The sequence below is a fragment of the Nitratireductor sp. WH36-1 genome (assembly GCF_058725515.1).
On sequence record NZ_CM178970.1, the window covers coordinates 495039 to 514152 of the forward strand.

General features: G+C 63.6%; 17 protein-coding genes. 9 read left to right on the plus strand and 8 right to left on the minus strand.

Annotated elements, in window-relative coordinates:
* The first annotated feature begins 91 nt into the window (after window positions 1–91).
* Entirely contained in the window at window positions 92–1111 is a 1020-nt protein-coding gene (locus AC4PTT_RS02415) for an alpha/beta hydrolase family protein (RefSeq protein WP_492162037.1), read from the plus strand.
* Between the two features lie 11 nt (window positions 1112–1122).
* Here AC4PTT_RS02415 and AC4PTT_RS02420 read toward each other — a convergent pair whose 3' ends face one another.
* The 3 genes from AC4PTT_RS02420 to htpX form a co-directional block, all read right to left on the minus strand.
* Window positions 1123–2844 (minus strand): heparinase II/III family protein, encoded by a 1722-nt coding sequence (locus AC4PTT_RS02420; RefSeq protein WP_492162038.1) that lies wholly within the window; start codon window positions 2842–2844, stop codon window positions 1123–1125.
* Between the two features lie 105 nt (window positions 2845–2949).
* On the minus strand, window positions 2950–4350 hold the full coding sequence (locus tag AC4PTT_RS02425; protein ID WP_492162581.1) for an RsmB/NOP family class I SAM-dependent RNA methyltransferase: 1401 nt from the start codon (window positions 4348–4350) through the stop codon (window positions 2950–2952).
* Complete coding sequence (htpX, locus tag AC4PTT_RS02430; RefSeq protein ID WP_492162039.1) at window positions 4341–5387, minus strand: zinc metalloprotease HtpX; 1047 nt, start codon at window positions 5385–5387, stop codon at window positions 4341–4343. Before htpX ends, AC4PTT_RS02425 begins: the two co-directional genes overlap by 10 nt.
* A gap of 119 nt (window positions 5388–5506) precedes the next feature.
* Here htpX and AC4PTT_RS02435 point away from each other — a divergent pair, with 119 nt between their 5' ends.
* Together AC4PTT_RS02435 and AC4PTT_RS02440 are read left to right on the plus strand one after the other, a co-directional pair.
* Window positions 5507–5713, plus strand: a complete 207-nt coding sequence (locus tag AC4PTT_RS02435) for a DUF1674 domain-containing protein (RefSeq protein WP_206547995.1) — start codon at window positions 5507–5509, stop codon at window positions 5711–5713.
* Between the two features lie 40 nt (window positions 5714–5753).
* On the plus strand, window positions 5754–6209 hold the full coding sequence (locus AC4PTT_RS02440; protein ID WP_492162040.1) for a thermonuclease family protein: 456 nt from the start codon (window positions 5754–5756) through the stop codon (window positions 6207–6209).
* Window positions 6210–6219: 10 nt separating this feature from the next.
* Here AC4PTT_RS02440 and AC4PTT_RS02445 read toward each other — a convergent pair whose 3' ends face one another.
* From AC4PTT_RS02445 to acs, 3 genes are all read right to left on the minus strand, one after another.
* Window positions 6220–6639, minus strand: a complete 420-nt coding sequence (locus tag AC4PTT_RS02445) for a hypothetical protein (protein ID WP_492162041.1) — start codon at window positions 6637–6639, stop codon at window positions 6220–6222.
* Window positions 6632–7105, minus strand: coding sequence for a Panacea domain-containing protein (locus AC4PTT_RS02450; protein ID WP_492162042.1), 474 nt, complete (start codon window positions 7103–7105; stop codon window positions 6632–6634). Before AC4PTT_RS02450 ends, AC4PTT_RS02445 begins: the two co-directional genes overlap by 8 nt.
* 415 nt (window positions 7106–7520) lie before the next feature.
* Window positions 7521–9476, minus strand: coding sequence for an acetate--CoA ligase (gene acs / locus AC4PTT_RS02455; protein ID WP_113153442.1), 1956 nt, complete (start codon window positions 9474–9476; stop codon window positions 7521–7523).
* Window positions 9477–9772: 296 nt separating this feature from the next.
* Between acs and AC4PTT_RS02460 the strand changes: the two genes are divergently transcribed.
* Entirely contained in the window at window positions 9773–10045 is a 273-nt protein-coding gene (locus AC4PTT_RS02460; protein ID WP_113153441.1) for an usg protein, read from the plus strand.
* A 177-nt stretch (window positions 10046–10222) separates the two neighbouring features.
* Window positions 10223–10606, plus strand: a complete 384-nt coding sequence (locus AC4PTT_RS02465; RefSeq protein WP_113153440.1) for a hypothetical protein — start codon at window positions 10223–10225, stop codon at window positions 10604–10606.
* Window positions 10607–10726: 120 nt separating this feature from the next.
* Here AC4PTT_RS02465 and AC4PTT_RS02470 read toward each other — a convergent pair whose 3' ends face one another.
* On the minus strand, window positions 10727–11389 hold the full coding sequence (locus AC4PTT_RS02470; protein ID WP_206545699.1) for a YggS family pyridoxal phosphate-dependent enzyme: 663 nt from the start codon (window positions 11387–11389) through the stop codon (window positions 10727–10729).
* Between the two features lie 110 nt (window positions 11390–11499).
* On the opposite strand from AC4PTT_RS02470, the gene leuS reads away from it, so the two are divergent.
* The 3 genes from leuS to AC4PTT_RS02485 all read left to right on the plus strand — a co-directional run bounded on the left by leuS (window position 11500) and on the right by AC4PTT_RS02485 (window position 15848).
* Window positions 11500–14130 (plus strand): leucine--tRNA ligase, encoded by a 2631-nt coding sequence (gene leuS, locus AC4PTT_RS02475; RefSeq protein ID WP_492162043.1) that lies wholly within the window; start codon window positions 11500–11502, stop codon window positions 14128–14130.
* A 46-nt stretch (window positions 14131–14176) separates the two neighbouring features.
* The gene (gene lptE, locus AC4PTT_RS02480) at window positions 14177–14722 is read left to right on the plus strand and encodes an LPS assembly lipoprotein LptE (RefSeq protein WP_222474035.1); all 546 of its coding nucleotides are present in this window, start codon (window positions 14177–14179) and stop codon (window positions 14720–14722) included.
* Between the two features lie 214 nt (window positions 14723–14936).
* The gene (locus AC4PTT_RS02485) at window positions 14937–15848 is read left to right on the plus strand and encodes a 1-acyl-sn-glycerol-3-phosphate acyltransferase (protein ID WP_206547992.1); all 912 of its coding nucleotides are present in this window, start codon (window positions 14937–14939) and stop codon (window positions 15846–15848) included.
* Between the two features lie 289 nt (window positions 15849–16137).
* Here AC4PTT_RS02485 and fsa read toward each other — a convergent pair whose 3' ends face one another.
* The gene (gene fsa / locus AC4PTT_RS02490) at window positions 16138–16791 is read right to left on the minus strand and encodes a fructose-6-phosphate aldolase (protein WP_206545703.1); all 654 of its coding nucleotides are present in this window, start codon (window positions 16789–16791) and stop codon (window positions 16138–16140) included.
* A 107-nt stretch (window positions 16792–16898) separates the two neighbouring features.
* On the opposite strand from fsa, the gene AC4PTT_RS02495 reads away from it, so the two are divergent.
* Window positions 16899–19085, plus strand: coding sequence for a primosomal protein N' (locus AC4PTT_RS02495; protein WP_206547990.1), 2187 nt, complete (start codon window positions 16899–16901; stop codon window positions 19083–19085).
* Window positions 19086–19114: the final 29 nt, after the last annotated feature.

The following is a 19114-nucleotide window of genomic DNA, read 5'->3' on the forward strand; positions in this document are numbered from 1 at the left end:
TTCGGTTTGGCGCGACCTGAAACCGGTTCAAGGACGCGGATTGCCGGTGGCCCGGGCAGATTGGCGTCATCCAGATGAAAGGATGACGGATATGAAAAAACTGCTTTCTGCTTTTCTCATTGGCATGGGTCTGACGGGCGCGGCCTTGGCCCAGCCGTTTGCCGGCTATGACCGACTGACCGTGAAGGCGGATCACCGCCCGTCGGTTCTGGCGGCTTCGGTGTGGTATCCGGCGGGCACGCCGACCTATCGCGGGCTGGTGGGCGACAATGCGGTGTTTCAGGGCACGTCCGCCTATGTGGGCGCGGGGGTGGCGGAAGGGCGGTTTCCGCTGTTCGTGCTGTCCCATGGCTCGGGCGGCAATATGGACGCCATCTCGTGGCTTTCCTCAGCGCTTGCCCTGCGCGGCGCGATGGTGCTGGCGGTGAACCACCAGGGCAGCACGTCGGGCGATTCCTCGCCACGCCGCTCGGTGCGGCTCGATGAGCGGGCGGCCGATCTGAGCGCTGTGCTGGATGCGCTGTTTGATGAGCCGGCTTTTGCTGATCACGTGGACCGGTCCCGCATCGCATCGCTGGGTTTTTCGCTGGGCGGGGCTACGGCGCTGAACCTTGCCGGGCTGCGCTTCGATCCTGATGCGTTTGCCGACTATTGCGCCTGGATTGGTGATGGTGGTCAGGACTGTGTGTTCTTCTCCAAAGGCGGTGTCGATCTGAATGCCTTGCCGGATGGCTTTGGCGCGGAACTGCGCGATGATCGCATCGGACGGGCCATCGCCATCGATCCGGGCATGACCTATGCGGCGACGCCTGAAAGCATTGCGGGGACCGACATGCCGGTGCTGCTCATCAATCTTGGGGAGGCGCATCTGTTCAAGGCGGCGGATGTGGGGCCGGACGGGAGCGATCTTGCCGGAAAGCTGCCCTCTGCCGTGTTGAAGACGATTGCGCCGGCGCATCACTTCACCTTCCTTGCGGAGTGCAAGCCGGAAGGGGCGGCAATGCTGGCCGAGGAGAAGGACGACCCGGTGTGTGACGACCCGGACGGCGCAGACCGGGCGGCGGTTCACGAGGCGATTGTCGAGGAGATCGCGGCATTTGCCGGGCTTTGAGCCGGCCTGATCTAGCTGTTGCCGTTGATGGCGTGTGTCTTGCGCAGTTGCCAGCGGATTTCCGGGTTCTCGGAAGCCGTGGTGTAGAGCACGATCTGGCGGCTCTTGCGGGGGCCGCCAAGGCCGGCGAAGAAGATCGATTCCTCGACCACGGGAACGATGTTCTCGACCGTGAAGAGCCAGGTGTCGGTCGCCTCGCCGGCGAGGATGTGGCGGCCTTCGGGATCGCGGTAGATGTCGATGTCGGGGTGGATGTGGAAGCGCACGGCCACGGCATCGTTTCCGACAGCCGTGGACGGCGAGCCATCCGGGCGCATGATGCGGTCGACGCCTTCGAGAAATGCGCCGTCTTCGGAAAGGGAGAGGGCGCGCTCATGCAGGAGGCCGAAGCGCGAGACATAGCCATTGTGGCTGGCGGTGAAGCGGTGGACGCCATTGGCGTCGTCGCGCTGGCATTCGACCTTGCGCGGGCCGCCGATGAGCGGCGTGCCGATCAGCTCGCTCCAGCGCGAGGAGAGGCTGAAGCGGGCCTGCGACGTGTCGTTGAGCGTGACGGTGGAATGGGCCGCCGTGGTGCGGGCAAGCGGGCGGTAGCTGTCATCGCCGTAATTGTCGATGCCGCTGTTGACCACGAACTGGTGCCGGCCCGACGACATCTCGAAGGAGAGGCAGCCCGCATGGGCGAAATGGGAGAGGTCTGCCGGTGGCGGAGCGGCCGTGTCGGCGATGACCGTGGTGGCGCCGAGCGCGAGCCGCTCATAGCCCGAATGGGGTGCATGCAGGAGCGGCGCGCCGCCGGTGTCGTCATAGCGCAGGATGGCGGCGACGCTGTCGTGCTGGGTGATGCCCATGCCGTTGAAACGGGCGAGCGAGCCGTCGCGGTGGCGAAAGAAGCGCAGCGCCGGCAGCATGCGCTCCACGGCGTCGATGAGCGCCTGCGGCGGCTGCTCGGCCTGATTGGTGTAGGTTTGCCGGAGCGGCAACAGGTCGGTCAGAAGTTCCATGATGGCGCGCGGATTGCGCGATACATGGCCACCATCGGCGAGGATCTGGCGTTCGAGCTCCTGGGCGAGATTGCGGCTGGCTGTCTTGACCGCGGCGGCGGGGGCTGGCAGCGAAAGGGCGCAGAAGGCGAGCGCGATGCGGGCGCGCAGCCGGTCTTCGCCATCGGGCATCTCGCGGGTGTTGGTGCGCAGATAGCGCATCTGCACGGCGAGCATTTTCAGGAACTGGCGATAGAAGGGCAGCTCCGCCCCCTGCAGCACCACCGAGGAATGCTGCAGCCAGGCGATGAGACGCTTGGCCGTGGCGCCGGGCTCCCATGGTGTGCCGGAGATGCGTTTGCCGTAGAGCGTCATCCACTCTTCCACCAGCGCGCGGGCATTGGCAGAGGCGAGGTCGCTCTGGGCGGCGCGCATGTGGCGCAGCCAGCGGAAGCTGTGCAGGGCCTCCTGCCAGGGGCGGTCGGTAACGGGAACGCGGAACGGCGACTGGCCGCGTGTTTCGACCAGCTGGCCGGCGAGCAGGAACTGGCCGTGATAGATGTCGCGCGCCACCTGCGGGTCTGCGATGCGCAGATCAGGCGGGGCGATCAGCACCCGCTCGGGCGTGCGGCCGGAATAGCGCCAGCGATAGGTTGGACCCGCGCGCAAGCGGCGGCGCAGGCGCGCCCACGCCTGCCGCGCAACAAGGCCCCACAGCTCGTGGGGGGAATGTCCTCGTGCTTGATCCAACGACCGAGTTTTCTTTCTGTGACCCCAAATCAGGCGAGAGTCTAAATGATTCAAAGATTTGTGCGAAGTTGAAATATATCAGGACGCACAGATGGCAGGGCCGGCTCAGCGCTGGCGAATGAGGCGCGCAGCGAAGAAGCCGTCGAGCCCCCGCGCCAGCGGATCCTCGCCGAGCGTGTCGGCGGGCGTGGTGCGCAGGAAGCCTTCGGGCGTGACGAAGGCGGCGATGCCGGGCACTTCGTCAGGCTGGATGGGATCGAGCGCCACGTCCGGCGTTTCGGCCAGGAAGGCTTCAAGCATGTCCTCGCCTTCGGCCCGGTCGAGCGAGCAGTTGGAAAACACGATCCGCCCGCCGGGTTTCACCAGCGTGACGGCATGGTCGAGCAGGGCGCGCTGCAGGGCGGCGAGCTTCTCGATGTCTTCAGGCGACTTGGTCCACGGCACATCCGGGTGGCGGCGCACCGTGCCGGTGGACGAGCAGGGGGCGTCGATGAGGATGGCGTCGAAGGGCGTGTCCGGCTGGAACTTGCGGATGTCGGACTCGACGATCTCAGCGTCGAGGCGAAGCCGCGTCAGGTTCTCGGCAAGCCGCTTCAGGCGGCTCTTAGACAGGTCGACGGCGGTGACATTTGCGCCGGCATGGATGAGCTGTGCGGTCTTGCCGCCGGGGGCGGCGCAGAGATCTGCCACGCACGCGCCGGCGATGTCGCCGAGTAGCTTTGCGGGCAGGCTGGCTGCCGTGTCCTGCACCCACCACGCGCCTTCCTCGAAGCCCGGAAGCGTGTCGACGCCGGCCTCGAGCCGGGCGATCCGCACCGTGCCCGTGGGCAGAACGATGCCGCCCAGCGCCCCGGCCCAGCGCTGCGGGTCTTCCTTGACGGTGAAGTCCACCGGCGGCTCGACGCGATGCATGGCGAGAATGGCGGCGGTGGTCTCCGCGCCATAGGCCGCTTCCAGCCGCCCGGCAAACCAGTCCGGCGCTTCGCGCGTCTGGTCGAGGGCGGCGGGCAGTGCGCGCGCCTTCACGCGGATCAGATTACGCAGCACGCCATTGACGAGACCGGCAAAGCGGGCAAGGCGCGGGTCGCTCCTCGCCTGGGTGACGGCGAGGTCGACGGCGGCGCTGTCGGGCACGTCGAGAAACAGGATCTGCGCTGCCGCCACATGCAGCGCGTGAGAGAGCGCGCGGGCATTGGCCGGCAGGGGGCGCTCCAGACGGCGCGCGAGCAGGGCCTCGATGGTGCTGCGATGGCGCAGGGCGCTCATCAGGATGGCGCGCACCAGCGACCGGTCGCGCGCATCGAGCGCGCGGAAATTGAGCTGTCCATGGGCCGGGTCGGTAAGACCGTCGAGCGAGGCATGGGCATCCACGACGGCGGCGAGCAGCTTTGTCGCCACGCGGCGCGTTTCAAGGCCGGGCTTGTCTGGCTCTTGGTTTGTCGGGCGGTTCTGACCGGCCGGCTTCTTCCCGGGCGTGCGGCGTGCGTTCGGGCGGCTCACGACCAGGGGCCTTTCGATCCATCAGCGTCACGGCCCCATTTCTGCTGGGGCTTTGGGGCGGGCTTTGGTCGCTGAGGCGGTTCGTCTGGCCGTGCGTCCGGTCTCGCCCCCGGTCTTGCCCCCCACGGGCCGTGGTTCGCATCCTCTTCGGGTGCGGGATCGCGCTGTGGGGCGGAAGGCCGGGCCTGCCGCCCGCCACGGGGTTCCTCCGCCATGGCGTAGAGGGCCGCGATGCGGTTGTCCGTGTCGGGGTGGGTGGAGAACAGATTGTCCATGCGCTCGCCCGACAGCGGGTTGATGATGAACATGTGTGCGGTGGCGGGATTGCGCTCGGCGTCCTGATTGACCACCTGTTTGGCGCGCCGGGCGATCTTGTCGAGCGCGGAGGCGAGCCACAGCGGATTGCCGCAGATCTCCGCGCCGCGCCGGTCGGCCGAATATTCGCGGGTGCGGCTGATGGCCATCTGCACCATCATGGCGGCGAGCGGAGCGACGATCATTGCAACGAGCACGCCAATGAAGCCGAGCGGATTGTTGTTGTCGCGGTTGCCGCCGAAGAAGAAGGCGAAATTGCCGAGCATGGAGATCGCGCCGGCCAGCGTCGCCGTGATCGTCATGGTCAGCGTGTCGCGGTTCTGCACATGGGCGAGCTCGTGCGCCATCACGCCGGCGACCTCTTCATAGCTCAGCCGGTCAAGCAGGCCGGTGGTGGCTGCGACGGCGGCATTCTGCGGGTTGCGGCCGGTGGCAAACGCGTTGGGCTGGTCGTTCTTGATCAGGTAGACGCGCGGCATCGGAAGACCGGCGCGGGCCGCCAGATCGCGCACGATGGCGTAGTATTCGGGGGCGTTGCGCTCGTCCACTTCGACGGCGTGGTGCATTTTGAGCACCATCTTGTCGGAGTTCCAGTAGCTGAACAGATTCATGCCGGCGGCAAACAGGAAGGCGATCATCATGCCGCCACTGCCCCCGATCAGATAGCCCACGCCCATGAAAAGGGCCGTCATGAAGGCCAAGAGCATCGCGGTGCGTATCGTGTTCATTGTTGTCCAAGCTCCAGAAACAGGCCGCGCCGGGCATTTTCGACCGCGCGACCAATCGCTTATATGATGGGGAACGCGCTTCGTGTATTCAATAATCCGGTTTTCGAGAGGAAGTTGCGGTGAAAGACGAAACGGACCGAAAAGAAGATGCGTCGGCAAAGGTTCTCTCGCCGGCAGCCGAGCGTGCGCTGGCGGAAGCCGAGGCGCGCCGGAAGAACATCGAGGCTGCTGCGGCAAAGGCTCCGAAGGAGCTGGGCGGGCGCGGCGGCCATGACCCGGCACGCTACGGCGACTGGGAAGTGAAGGGCATCGCCACCGATTTCTGACAGGGTTGCCCGGATCCCAATGAAGGAATATATTCCTTCCATGATCCGGTCTCGCCTGAAATGCATGGTCATTGTCTTGCTTGCGCTCTTCTGGAGCGGGCAGACGGCTGCGCTTGCCGGGCGCAGAGAGGCGATACCCGGCCCCGTGCGGGCGAGCGTTCTGCGCGTTGTTGACGGCGATTCCTTCATTGCCGAGGCGCATATATGGCCGGGGCAGCGCATCACGGTGAGTGTGCGCATTCGCGGCGTCGATGCGCCGGAGCTTCGCAGCCGATGCGCCGCCGAGAAGGCGGCGGCCCGCCAGGCGAAGGCTGCGCTTCAAGTGCTTCTGGATGGCGGAACGGTGTGGATCAGCGCCATCAGCGGCGGCAAATATTACGGGCGGGTTCTGGCCGATGTTGCGACGGAACCGGGTGGCGATGTGGCCGCGCGGCTGCTCGATGCGCAGCTGGTGGCTGCCTATGGTGGAGGCCGGCGGGTTTCGTTTGTCTGCTGATGCGCAAAGATCAGTAGATGCCGCGCATCGCGCTTACCGCTCCATTCGCACCGTTTCCTAAGGTGTCTAAGTCCTTCTCGTCAAACTTACGGAATGCGCCGACGAAAAGTGCAACAGTGATTGTCGTAATAGATAGTATGGGGGCTACTATCATGGCGACGGATAGGGCGGGCGTTACGAAGATGAAGGGGCCCCAGAATACGCTGTGCACCATATGCCAAAGGGCTGCCGCCATGCCGATTATGACAAACACGCCGGCAACGACGGCCACCCATTTGATCATATAGCGTTGCCCAATCTCTCGTTTGGCGAGGCTGCGAAGGGCGGATTCAGCCTGTAATAGTTCAAATTCTAGCTCTTCGCGGCGCGAATTTCTGGCCGCATCGTTAGCGTCTAAGTCGGGATCTATTGGCGGGATATCATCAGGCATTCGCAGCCTTCTTATTAGCTTCCGTCCGCTTGTGAACGTAGTGTTGCTTGATCAGCTCGTCCGGAATGGGAGCATAATAACCGCCAGTTTTTGTTGCGATGTCCCAAGGTCCTCCCTGTATATGTGTCAAATCAGAGAGGATGAATGCATCCAGTTTTCCGTATATGTTGTATATTTCTTCGAGTAACTTTTGATCCTCCGGCCTTATCTGCGTTTCTGCGATTGTGGCCGGATTGTCTACATTTATGCCTTGGCTTCGAAATGCTCGGTACACATCAGGAATTACAGGGCCGTACTGCCAAGCTTCAATCCGATTGGAAAAAAGCGGGGCATTTCGTGTTTCGAGGTGCCAGCCATGTGCAATATAAGTGAGTTTAAGAAGTGACATAATAGATAGCCGCTTCCCATCTCGCTTAGAGCGGGCAACAAACCAATTTGCAATTTGGCGAGCATCGTATCCCATCATCTCACTCCTTAACATCTATATGGATAAATTGGAAAGAGACTTAAACACGGTCCTTCATTCTTTGGGTGCGCTGTGTGGAGCGAAGAACAAAAGGCCGTTCCCGAAGGAACGGCCCCGTGTTTTCGAATTCGCACGCGGTCATGGTCAGGCTGCCGGAGCAGGCCGTCCGCGTTTCATGCGCTTCAGCGGGAAGTCTGCTCCCCGTGAAGGCAATCCATCGAGACCACGTTTGAACGGAAATCACTCGACATTGGATCACCCCCTTTCGGTTCGTTGACGATACACACAATGTGGAGATGGATGCCGTCTCGTGCAAGGGGCAAAGAAAACGCCGCGCATTCGGGTGAATGCGCGGCGTTCTGCCCAAGGTCAGTTTGTATGCGCCCGGGAGCCGCTTCCGGCTCCGGGCAGGGCGTCAGCCCTTCTTGTTCTGACGGTTGTCGATCAGATCGTCGACCACGGCCGGATCGGCGAGCGTCGAGGTGTCGCCCAGCGCGCCATAATCGTCCTCGGCGATCTTGCGCAGGATGCGGCGCATGATCTTGCCCGAGCGGGTCTTCGGCAGGCCAGGCGAGAACTGGATCTTGTCCGGCGAGGCGATCGGGCCGATCTCGCTGCGTACATGCGCAACCAGCTCTTTCTTGAGCTCCTCGGAACCCTCTTCTCCGGCCATCAGCGTGATGTAGCAGTAGATGCCCTGACCCTTCACATCGTGCGGGTAACCGACGACGGCGGCTTCCGACACCTTGTCATGGCTGACCAGCGCGGATTCGACCTCGGCCGTGCCCATGCGGTGGCCGGACACGTTGATCACGTCATCGACGCGGCCGGTGATCCAGTAAAAGCCGTCCTCGTCGCGGCGGCAGCCGTCACCCGTGAAATACTTGCCCTTGTAGGTGGAGAAGTAGGTCTGGATGAAGCGCTCATGATCGCCATAGACCGAGCGCATCTGGCCGGGCCAGGAATCCGTGATGCACAGATTGCCGCTGGTCGCGCCTTCGAGCACCTTGCCCTCGCCATCGACGAGCTGCGGCTGCACGCCGAAGAAGGGGCGGGTGGCCGAGCCGGGCTTGAGATCCGTTGCGCCGGGCAGCGGCGTGATGAGAATGCCGCCGGTCTCCGTCTGCCACCAGGTGTCGACGATGGGCGACTTCTTCTCGCCGACCACGTTGTAATACCACTCCCATGCTTCCGGATTGATCGGCTCGCCGACCGAACCGAGAATGCGCAGGGAGCTGCGCGAGGTGCGGGTGACAAAGTCGTCGCCGGCGCCCATCAGCGCGCGGATGGCGGTGGGGGCGGTGTAGAAGATGTTGACGTTGTGCTTGTCGACCACCTGCCAGAAGCGGGATGCGTCCGGATAGTTCGGTACGCCTTCGAACATCAGCGTGACGGCGCCGTTGGCCAGTGGACCGTAGACGATGTAGCTGTGGCCCGTGACCCAGCCCACATCGGCCGTGCACCAGTAGACGTCGCCCTCGTGATAGTCGAACACATATTCATGCGTCATCGAGGCGTAGACGAGATAGCCGCCCGTGGTGTGCAGAACGCCCTTCGGCTTGCCGGTGGAGCCGGAGGTGTAGAGGATGAACAGCGGATCTTCGGCGTTCATCTTCTCCGGTTCGCACACGGGCTCCGCCTTCGCGGTTTCCTCGTGGTACCAGAGGTCGCGGCCCTCGAACCAGTTGATCTTGCCGGCGGTGCGCTGCACGACCAGCACGTGTCGCACCTTCGCTCCGGCTGCTTCGGCAAGCGCGATGGCCTTGTCGGTGTTCTCCTTGAGCGGAACCTTGCGACCGCCGCGCAGGCCCTCATCGGCGGTGATGACGAAATCGGACTTGCAGTCCTCGATGCGGCCGGCGAGCGAATCGGGCGAGAAGCCGCCGAACACCACCGAGTGAACCGCGCCGATGCGCGTGCAGGCGAGCATCGCATAGGCCGCTTCCGGGATCATCGGCATGTAGATGGTGACGCGGTCACCTTTCTTGACGCCGTTCGACTTCATCACATTGGCGAGCCGGCAGACCCTGTCGTGCAGCTCGCGATAGGTGATCTTCCTGTCGTCGTAGGGGTTGTCGCCTTCCCAGATGATGGCGGTCTGGTCGCCGCGCTTCTCCAGATGGCGGTCGATGCAGTTGTAGGAGACGTTGGTGACGCCATCCTCGAACCACTTGATCGACACGTCGCCCTCGAACGAGGTGTTCTTCACCTTGGTGTAAGGCGTGAACCAGTCGATGCGCTTGCCGTGCTTTTCCCAGAACTTCTCCGGGTCCTTGATGCTGTTCTCATACCATTCGAGATACGTCTCATTGTCGATGAGCGCGTTTTCCTTCCACGCTGGCTGGACGCGGTGAACATGCACTTCGGACATTTTTCCTCCTCCGGGTAGGCACTTGCTGGGACTGGAATCGCGTCATGCGACGCGGAGGCTCCTGGCTCGCGCGCATTATTACCATTCTGCCTGTTGCTACAACATTAGACATTTGGCGGCACGGGTGCGGCGGCGAAAGAACGCATGGTCCAGACCGTTAGCACCGATTCCGAAAGGCTGCTAACAATATGTAATAACACGATAAATTTACGTCTGCGTGAGCGCTTTCAACTGGACGGTCGCCGGTTTTAGCCCGACACTTTTTTGATCCGGAACCTGATTCGGAAAGGCAGCACATGCAGCAAACGGGCGAAATGGAGCTGATGCTCCGGGGCTATGGGCTGACGACGGCGGAGTTTCTCTACCACCTGCCGGACCACCCGACGATATTGCAGAGTTTCATCTGGCAACACTACGACACCGCGCCGGACTTTCCCGCGCTCTACCGGTTCATCGACTTCTGGAACGAGACCCTCGACGGGCCGCTTCACTCGGTGACCTACACGCACAGGAAGCTGATTTCGCCGAGCGAATGGCGCAGCCTGGCGGGAGAGCTGGTTCTGCACTGAGGCGCAAGGCCCATGGCTGAGGTGCCGGGTCTGAAGGAACTACGCCTTTTTGATGATCTTTTCACCCACCTCCCGTGGGGCGTAAATTTGTGATCCGCAAAAACAACGCGGGGGGAAACGCGCAGGGCGCGAACGGTGTCGCGGCCTGCGCAGATTGGGCGCAGATTGGGCAAAGACATGAAAACACTTGCAAGAATCTGCTGGGTGACGGCGGCTCTTTACGCCGTGCTCGGAATGAGTTTCGGCATCTACATGGCGGCGTCCGGGGATCACACCCTGTCGCCGGCCCATGGGCACCTCAACCTGGTGGGCTGGGCGAGCATCGCTCTTTACGGAACGTTCTACACGCTCGTGCCGACGGCGGCCGAAAGCCGGCTGGCCGGGGTGCAGGTGATCCTCGCTGAAGTGGGCGTGATCATCATGGTGCCGGGCATTGCGATGGCGATCATGAATGCCGGCGAGGGCCTCGCCAAGGCGGGCGCGACCCTCGTTCTGCTTTCCGCGCTTCTGTTCCTGATAATCGTGGCGCGCTCGACGGGCCGTGCGACCTCCGGCGGGTGATGGGCGGAAGGCGCAGGTCTAGAGCGTTCCCGCTTTTCCTGGAATTGCGAGAACGTTCCAGTTCACTGTTCTTGCGCAATTCCGGACGGAAAACCGGTTCCCACTTTTCCTGGAATTGCTTTAGCGTGCGCCGAAGATCGCCGATCCCACGCGCACGCTGGTCGCGCCGAAGGCAACGGCCTTCTCGTAATCGCCGGACATGCCCATGGAGCATTTCTCGACGCCGGCTTCGGCCGCGAGTTTCCTGAGCAGCGCGAAATGCGGGCCGGGGTGTTCGTCAAAGGGCGGAATGCACATGAGGCCTTCGATGGCGAGGCCGTATTCCTCGCGGCAATGTTTGACGAAGGTGACGGTCTGGCGCGGATCTATGCCGGCCTTCTGTTCTTCAAGCCCCGTATTGACCTGGACATAAAGACGCGGGGCTTTGCCCTGCTTCTTGATCTCGGCGGCAAGCGCGCGCGCGATCTTTTCGCGGTCGACGCTCTCGATCACATCGAACAGGGCGACGGCGTCGGCGGCCTTGTTGGACTGGAGCGGGCCGATCAGGCGAAGCTCGATATCGGGGAAGGCTTCCTTCAGCGCGGGCCATTTGCCCTGGGCTTCCTGAACACGGTTTTCGCCGAAAACGCGCTGGCCGGCTTCGATGACCGGACGCACCTGATCGGCCTCGAAAGTCTTGGAAACGGCGACCAGCGTGACCGCGCCCGGAGCGCGGTCTGCGGCCTTTTCGGCGGCGGCGATCTTCGCTTTGACGTCCTGCAGATTTTCGACGGCGTGGCTCATCCTGTCGCTGATCCCTCTTTCAAAAAGGCCTCTTGGAGTTGACGGTTCGCCGAAACCATGGTGAAGGTCCGCCAACATAATTTCCGCTCTTATCTTGTGAAAATCCGGCCATGGCAACCGAACGTTATAACCCCCGCGTAGCAGAACCCCGCTGGCAGAAGGCCTGGGACGAGGCCAAGCTGTTCGAGGCCAGCAATGATGACGGGCGTCCGAAATACTACGTGCTCGAGATGTTTCCCTATCCCTCGGGCCGCATTCACATCGGTCACACCCGCAACTACACGATGGGCGACGTGGTTGCGCGCTACAAGCGCGCCAAGGGCTACAACGTTCTGCACCCGATGGGCTGGGACGCCTTCGGCATGCCGGCGGAAAACGCCGCGATGCAGAACAAGGTGCACCCCAAGGAGTGGACCTATCAGAACATCGCGGTGATGCGCGATCAGCTCAAGACCTTCGGCCTGTCGCTGGACTGGAGCCGTGAGTTCGCCACCTGCGACGTGGACTACTACCACCGCCAGCAGATGCTGTTCGTCGACTTCTTCGAGAAGGGTCTGGTGACGCGCAAGACCTCCAAGGTCAACTGGGATCCGGTGGATCAGACCGTGCTCGCCAATGAGCAGGTGATCGACGGTCGCGGCTGGCGTTCGGGCGCGGAAGTCGAGCAGCGCGAGCTGGCGCAGTGGTTCTTCAAGATCACCGATTACGCGCAGGATCTGGTCGACGCCATCGACGATCTGGACCAGTGGCCGGAGAAGGTGCGCCTGATGCAGCGCAACTGGATCGGCCGTTCCGAGGGCATGCTGGTCCGCTGGGCGCTGACGGAAGAGAGCGCGCCCGGGGGCATGAACGAGGGCACGAACGAGCTGGAAGTCTATACGACCCGGCCCGACACGCTGTTTGGCGCATCCTTCATGGCGATTGCCGCCGATCACCCGCTTGCAAAGACGCTTTCCGCCGACAATGCCGAGCTCGCCGCATTCTGCGAAGAGTGCCGCCGCATGGGCACCTCGGCAGCGGCGCTGGAAACGGCCGAGAAGAAGGGCTTCGACACGGGCGTGCGCGTGCGCCATCCCTTCGATCCGGAATGGACGCTGCCGGTCTATGTCGCCAATTTCGTGCTGATGGACTACGGCACGGGCGCGATCTTCGGCTGTCCGTCGGGCGACCAGCGCGACCTGGACTTCGCCAACAAATACGGCCTGCCAGTGACGCCGGTGGTGATGCCGGAGGGCGCGGACGCCGCGACCTTCCAGATCACCGAGGAAGCCTTCACCGATGATGGCGTGATGATCAATTCGCGCTTCCTCGACGGCATGAAGCCGAAGGCGGCGTTCGAGGAAGTGGCCAACCGCCTCTCCTCCGAGACGATCAATGGCCGCCCGGTGGGCGAGCGCAAGGTGAACTTCCGCCTGCGCGACTGGGGCGTTTCGCGTCAGCGCTACTGGGGCTGCCCGATCCCGATGATCCACTGCGACGATTGCGGTGTGGTGCCGGTGCCGAAGGCCGACATGCCGGTCAAGCTGCCCGACGACATCGAGTTCGACCGTCCCGGCAACCCGCTTGACCGTCACCCGACCTGGAAGCATGTCAAATGCCCGAAATGCGGCTCGGACGCGCGGCGCGAGACGGACACGATGGACACGTTCGTCGATTCGTCCTGGTACTTCGCGCGCTTCACCGCGCCGTGGGAAAATGATCCGACCAACCCGGAAGCGGCCAATGAATGGCTGCCGGTCGATCAGTATATCGGCGGCATCGAGCACGCGATCCTGCATCTGCTCTATTCGCGCTTCTTCACCCGCGCCATGCGCGACACCGGTCATCTGAGCCTGGCGGAGCCCTTCAAGGGCCTGTTCACGCAGGGCATGGTGGTGCACGAGACCTACCGCGCCGCCGATGGCCGCTGGCTGGCTCCCAACGAGATCGAATTCTCCGGTTCGGGCGATGCGCGTTCGGCTGTCGAGATCTCGACCGGCGAGCCGGCGACGATCGGCGCGCTGGAAAAGATGTCGAAGTCCAAGAAGAACACGGTGAGCCCCGAGGACATCATCGAGTCCTTCGGCGCGGACACGGCGCGCTGGTTCATGCTGTCGGATTCGCCGCCCGAGCGCGACGTGGAATGGACCGACGACGGCGCGACGGGCGCACACCGCTTCGTGCAGCGCGTCTGGCGTTTGGTCTGCGAAACGGCGGAACATGTGCGTGGCGTGACGCCGAAGGCGGCAATCGACGGACCGGTTCTTGCTGCTTCCAAGGCGGCGCACAAGGCGCTCAAGGCAGTGGGCGAGGACATCGAGAAGCTGGCCTTCAACCGCGCCATCGCCCGTGTTCACCAGCTCGTCAACGATCTGCAGGAGCCGCTTTCCGCGCTTGACGCCGGCGCCGACGAGGCCGCGAAGGCCGCAGCGCGCGAGGCTGTCGACATCCTGATCCATCTGGTTGCCCCCTTCATGCCGCATCTGGCCGAAGAGTGCTGGGCGCAGATTGGCGGCGAAGGCATGGTTGCCGCGAGCGCCTGGCCGGAATTCGATCCGGCGCTGGTCGTGGACAATGAAATCGTTCTGCCCGTGCAGATCAACGGCAAGAAGCGCGGCGATTTGACAATTGCGCGCGACGCAGATCAATCTGCGGTCGAAGATGCGGTGCTCAAACTCGATTTCGTCCAGAAGGTGCTGAACGGTTCGCAGCCGCGCAAGGTGATTGTCGTTCCGCAGCGCATCGTCAACATCGTTGCCTGATGCTGCGGAACCCGGATTTATGCTGTTTGGAAAACAGGGGGAAACCTTGAACCCGACGTTTCGTGTTTCGCTTCTGGCCGGCCTGGCTTTGTCTTTAGCCGTGGCGTCTGGCTGCACGGTGCGCCCCCTTATGGCGACGCCGGACGTGACGTCGAGTGGCGTTGCCTCATCGCCGGCGATGTCGTCCATCGCCATCGCGCCGGTGGACACGCGCTACGGGCAGCAGGTCCGCAACCACCTGATTTTCCTGCTTAACGGCGGAGCCGGGCAGCCGGCCAGTGCGCGCTACGCGCTTGATCTCAAGATCACGCGTTCGAGCTCTGCAGCGGCCCGCGTTCAGGTGCGCACCGACAACGAGCCCACCGCCAGCCTTCTCACCATGACCGCCGTCTACAAGCTGACCGATGGCGAGACCGGAAAGGTTGTCGCGACCGGAAAGCGTGAGATTTCTTCCGCCTATGACGTGCCGCGTCAGGAGTTTGCGGCGCTGCGCGCTGCGCGCAATGCCGAGGACCGTGCGGCCCGCGAGCTGGCCGAGCAGCTGCGTCTGGCGCTCGGGCAGGACCTGGCGCGCGCCGGGGCCGGATCGTAAACGCGACCCGGCGGCATGTTCGCGGTATCGTTGCAACCACGGAGCCCATTCTTGCGTTCGTGTCATTGCGTCGTCACAGTATTCGGTGAAACAGCCTGCGAGGCGTGATCTCTGAATGTTGCCCAGTTTCCGTAAGAGATCCTCTTCGGGTAAGACGAAGGAGCGGGATGACGGTCATGACAGGAACCGAGATGCTTCAGGGAGCGCTTCGTCCATGGCTCTGCACACGACGCTGACGTCTGTGGCCGCGGTTCTGGGGAACCGCGTTCTGGGCCGTGATGTCCACGCGCCCGAAGACCCGCATGTGGTCGATCAGCTGATCGCCGAGCGCACCACCCATCTTTCGCAGAACATGCTGTGGCCGCTGGCGCAGCCATTCCTCTACCGCTTCCTGCACTACCGCCAGGCGGTGGTGATGGCTGACGAAGTGGCGGAACTCTCCGGCTGGGAATCCTTCGATTACATCAGCAGGCTCCTGTCGCTGGAGATTTCGGCGAGCGGGATGGAGAACATCCCCGCAAAGGGCGGTTTCATTCTCGCGCCGAATCACCCGACCGGCATCGCTGACGGCATCGCCGTCTATGATCTGATGAAGGGCGTGCGGCCGGATCTCGCGATCTTCGCCAACCGGGATGCGCTGCGGGTCAACACGCGGTTCCGCGATCTCATCATTCCGGTGGAATGGCGCGCGGGCGAAAAATCCCACGCCAAGAGCCGCGACACGCTGGAGATGACGGCCAAGGCCTTCACCGGCGGCAAGGCCATCGTTCTGTTCCCGTCCGGGCGCATTGCCTACTGGAACAGGGACAAGCTCACCGAGCGCCCCTGGCAGCCTTCAGTCGTTGCGCTGGCGCGCCGCTATCAGGTGCCGGTCGTGCCGATGAACATGACGGCGCGCAATTCGGGCCTGTTCTATCTCCTGTCGCGCTATTCCACCGAACTGCGCGACATGACGCTGTTCCATGAGCTTCTGAACAAGAAGGGCCGGGCGATCAACATGGTGATCGGCAAGCCGATCATGCCGGATGCGCTGGGTGAGGGAGAGCCGGCGGATATGGCCGCGCGCCTTCAGGAGCACACGGTGCACCGGCTGCGCGAAGACCCGCACGCGACCTTTGAAGGTTAGCGGCCGACGGTTGGCACCACGCATGCCGATGGGCGTGCGACGTTAGAGCGGTTCACCGTTTCACGGAAACGTCGCTCCGCTCAATTTATCGGTTTTTCCGCATTTGTGCGGACGTCAGGTGAGATCACCTGACTGCAAAATGCTCCAGAAAACAGTTTTCGGAGAGGAAGGGCGCGCCTGCTGCTGGCGCTGGCGCTCGCCCCTCATCCTCACCTTCTCCCCGCTTGCGGGGAGAAGGGGCTTCGATGCCGGTGATTTTCCTGCACCGATGTTTCGAGCGTGAGAAGCCTCAGCCGATCTTCTGGCCGGTCTTCGCCCAGTCGGCGAGGAAGGCTTCGAGGCCCTTGTCGGTGAGCGGGTGCTTGACCAGCGCCTTGAGAACGGACGGCGGCACGGTTGCCACGTCGGAGCCGATCAGAGCGGCCTGCTTCACGTGGTTCACGGTGCGGATCGATGCAGCGAGGATCTCGGTGTTGAAGCCGTAATTATCGTAGATCGTGCGGATCTCGGCGATCAGGTCCATGCCATCGATGCCCATGTCGTCGAGACGACCGATGAAGGGCGAGATGAAGGTTGCGCCGGCCTTGGCGGCGAGCAGCGCCTGGTTTGCCGAGAAGCAGAGCGTGACATTGACGAGGCGGCCCGAAGAGGTGATCGCCTTACAGGCCTTGAGGCCGTCCATGGTGAGCGGCACCTTGATGCAGATATTGTCTGCGATCCTGGAGAGGATTTCGGCCTCTTTCATCATGCCTTCGAAGTCCGTCGCGGTGACTTCGGCGGAAACCGGGCCATCGACGATGTCGCAGATTTCCTTGGTCACTTCCATGATGTCGCGGCCCGACTTCATGATCAGCGACGGGTTGGTGGTGACGCCGTCGAGCAGACCCGTTTCGCTCAACTCACGGATTTCGTTTACGTCGGCGGTGTCGACGAAGAACTTCATGGCAAACTCCTTAAGGCAGTCGGAAGGCCGGGATTGAGAGGATGCGACGACATCCTCCACATGTTCGGTCTTTGCTCTAATGCAAGAACAGGGCAAGGTCACGCCCGATGACAAAAGATTCGCCAATGAGCACCGTCGTGCCGGTCATGGTGCCGATGCCCGCCGAGCGGCCTTACTCCTATGCGGTGCCGGAAGACATGCGCGTGGAGCCGGGCTCCATCGTGCGCGTGCCGCTGGGGCCGCGCGAGGTGGCCGGCATCGTGTGGGATGGGCCGGGCGAGGCGGTGGCCGCCAAGAGGCTGAGGGCCATCAGCGCGGTTTTCGACTGCCCGCCGATCTCCGAAGAGATGCGCCGTTTCGTCGACTGGGTGGCAAGCTACACGCTTTCGCCGCCCGGCATGGTGGCGCGCATGCTGTTGCGCGCGCCGGCGGCGTTTGATCCCGAGCCGCCGACCGAGGGGCTGCGGCTCGTCGACGGGATGGGGCCTGACCGGCTGACGGCGGCGCGCGAACGCGTGATGGAAATGGCCGGCGACGGCCAGGCCTGGACGCGGGCCGGGCTTGCCCATGCGGCAGGCGTTTCTTCCAGCGTGATTGAAGGCTTGCGTTCGCAGGGCGTGTTCGAGACGGTTTCGATCCCGCCGCGCCCGCTGGTGGCCGCACCTGACCCGACCTTCGGGCGCGCGACCCTGACCGACGGCCAGGCGGAAGCCGCCGCGCGCCTGCGGGAAAAGGCCGGGACCGACGCTTTCAGCGTGACGCTGATCGACGGTGTGACGGGCTCGGGCAAGACGGAAGTCTATTTTGAGGCGGTGGCGGCGGCGCTGGAGCGCGGCAAGCAGGTGCTGATCCTCATTCCCGAGATCGCGCTTACGCAGGCCTTTCTGGAACGCTTCCACAACCGATTCGGCGCCAAGCCCGCCGAATGGCACTCCGATCTTGCGCCAAAGAAACGCGAGCGCGTCTGGCGGCAGGTGGCCGAAGGGCAGCTGCGGGTGGTGGCGGGCGCGCGCTCGGCGCTTTTCCTGCCGTTTCGCGAACTCGGCCTGATCGTGATCGATGAAGAGCACGACCCGGCCTACAAGCAGGAAGACCGGGTCTTCTACAATGCGCGCGACATGGGCGTGGTGCGCGGCCATATCGGCGGGTTTCCCGTGGTGCTGGCCTCGGCAACGCCATCGCTGGAAAGCCGGGTCAACGCCAATCAGGGGCGTTATGAGCGCATCGTCCTGTCGTCGCGCTTTGCAGATGCGGCCCTGCCGGACCTCGCCACGGTGGACATGCGCAAGGCCGCGCCCGAGCGTGGCGGCTTTCTCTCGCCGGTTCTCATCGAGGAGATGAAGAAGACGCTGGCGCGCGGCGAGCAGTCCCTGCTGTTTTTGAACCGGCGCGGTTATGCGCCGCTGACGCTTTGCCGGGTGTGCGGCCATCGCTTCCAGTGCCCCGACTGTTCGAGCTGGCTGGTGGAGCACCGTTTTCGCGGGCAGCTCGTCTGCCATCACTGCGGCTATAACGAACCGCGCCCGGAAGCCTGTCCGGAATGCGGAACGCTCGATCATCTGGTTGCCTGCGGGCCGGGCGTGGAGCGCATCACCGAAGAGGTTGACCGGCTTTTCCCGGACGCGCGCACCATCATGCTGTCGTCAGACATGATGGGCGGCGTGAAGCGGCTGCGGCTGGAACTGGAGGCCATCGAGAAGGGCGAGGCGGACATCATCATCGGTACGCAGCTCGTGGCCAAGGGACACAACTTCCCCGGCATGACGCTGGTGGGCGTGGTGGATGCGGATCTGGGGCTTGCCAATGGCGATCCGCGTGCGGCCGAGCGCACATTCCAGCTTCTGGCGCAGGTGACAGGCCGCGCCGGGCGCACGGGACGAAAGAGCCTTGGCCTTCTCCAGACCTATCAGCCGGAACACCCGGTGATGCGGGCCATCGTGACGGGGGATGCGGAGGCGTTCTACGACCGCGAGACCGCCGAGCGCGAGCGCGCGGGCCTGCCGCCTTTCGGGCGTCTGGCCGCCATTATCGTGAGCGCGGCCACGCGCATGGAGGCCGAAGGCCACGCGCGTGGCCTGCGCCGCGCAGCGCCACAGGCCCCGGAAATCGATGTGCTGGGACCGGCCGAAGCGCCGCTTGCCGTGGTGGCCGGGCGGCATCGGTTCCGGCTTCTTGTGCACGGCGCGCGCCGCTCGGACATTCAGGGTTTTCTGCGCGACCTTTTGAAGGCCGGCCCGAAGCCGCGCGGCTCCGTGCGTGTGCAGGTGGACATCGATCCGCAGAGTTTCCTGTGAGCAGAGTTTCCTGTGAAGTGTGGCATCGC

Bases quoted from the DNA above. Each gene is read 5' to 3' on its own strand.
- AC4PTT_RS02415 (WP_492162037.1), top strand. From the start codon at position 92: ATGAAAAAACTGCTTTCTGCTTTTCTCATTGGCATGGGTCTGACGGGC.
- AC4PTT_RS02450 (WP_492162042.1), bottom strand. From the start codon at position 7,105: ATGATGGGATACGATGCTCGCCAAATTGCAAATTGGTTTGTTGCCCGC.
- htpX (WP_492162039.1), bottom strand. From the start codon at position 5,387: ATGAACACGATACGCACCGCGATGCTCTTGGCCTTCATGACGGCCCTT.
- AC4PTT_RS02460 (WP_113153441.1), top strand. From the start codon at position 9,773: ATGCAGCAAACGGGCGAAATGGAGCTGATGCTCCGGGGCTATGGGCTG.
- AC4PTT_RS02465 (WP_113153440.1), top strand. From the start codon at position 10,223: ATGAAAACACTTGCAAGAATCTGCTGGGTGACGGCGGCTCTTTACGCC.
- fsa (WP_206545703.1), bottom strand. From the start codon at position 16,791: ATGAAGTTCTTCGTCGACACCGCCGACGTAAACGAAATCCGTGAGTTG.
- AC4PTT_RS02470 (WP_206545699.1), bottom strand. From the start codon at position 11,389: ATGAGCCACGCCGTCGAAAATCTGCAGGACGTCAAAGCGAAGATCGCC.
- AC4PTT_RS02445 (WP_492162041.1), bottom strand. From the start codon at position 6,639: ATGCCTGATGATATCCCGCCAATAGATCCCGACTTAGACGCTAACGAT.
- AC4PTT_RS02440 (WP_492162040.1), top strand. From the start codon at position 5,754: ATGATCCGGTCTCGCCTGAAATGCATGGTCATTGTCTTGCTTGCGCTC.
- AC4PTT_RS02485 (WP_206547992.1), top strand. From the start codon at position 14,937: ATGGCTCTGCACACGACGCTGACGTCTGTGGCCGCGGTTCTGGGGAAC.
- leuS (WP_492162043.1), top strand. From the start codon at position 11,500: ATGGCAACCGAACGTTATAACCCCCGCGTAGCAGAACCCCGCTGGCAG.
- AC4PTT_RS02495 (WP_206547990.1), top strand. From the start codon at position 16,899: ATGACAAAAGATTCGCCAATGAGCACCGTCGTGCCGGTCATGGTGCCG.
- acs (WP_113153442.1), bottom strand. From the start codon at position 9,476: ATGTCCGAAGTGCATGTTCACCGCGTCCAGCCAGCGTGGAAGGAAAAC.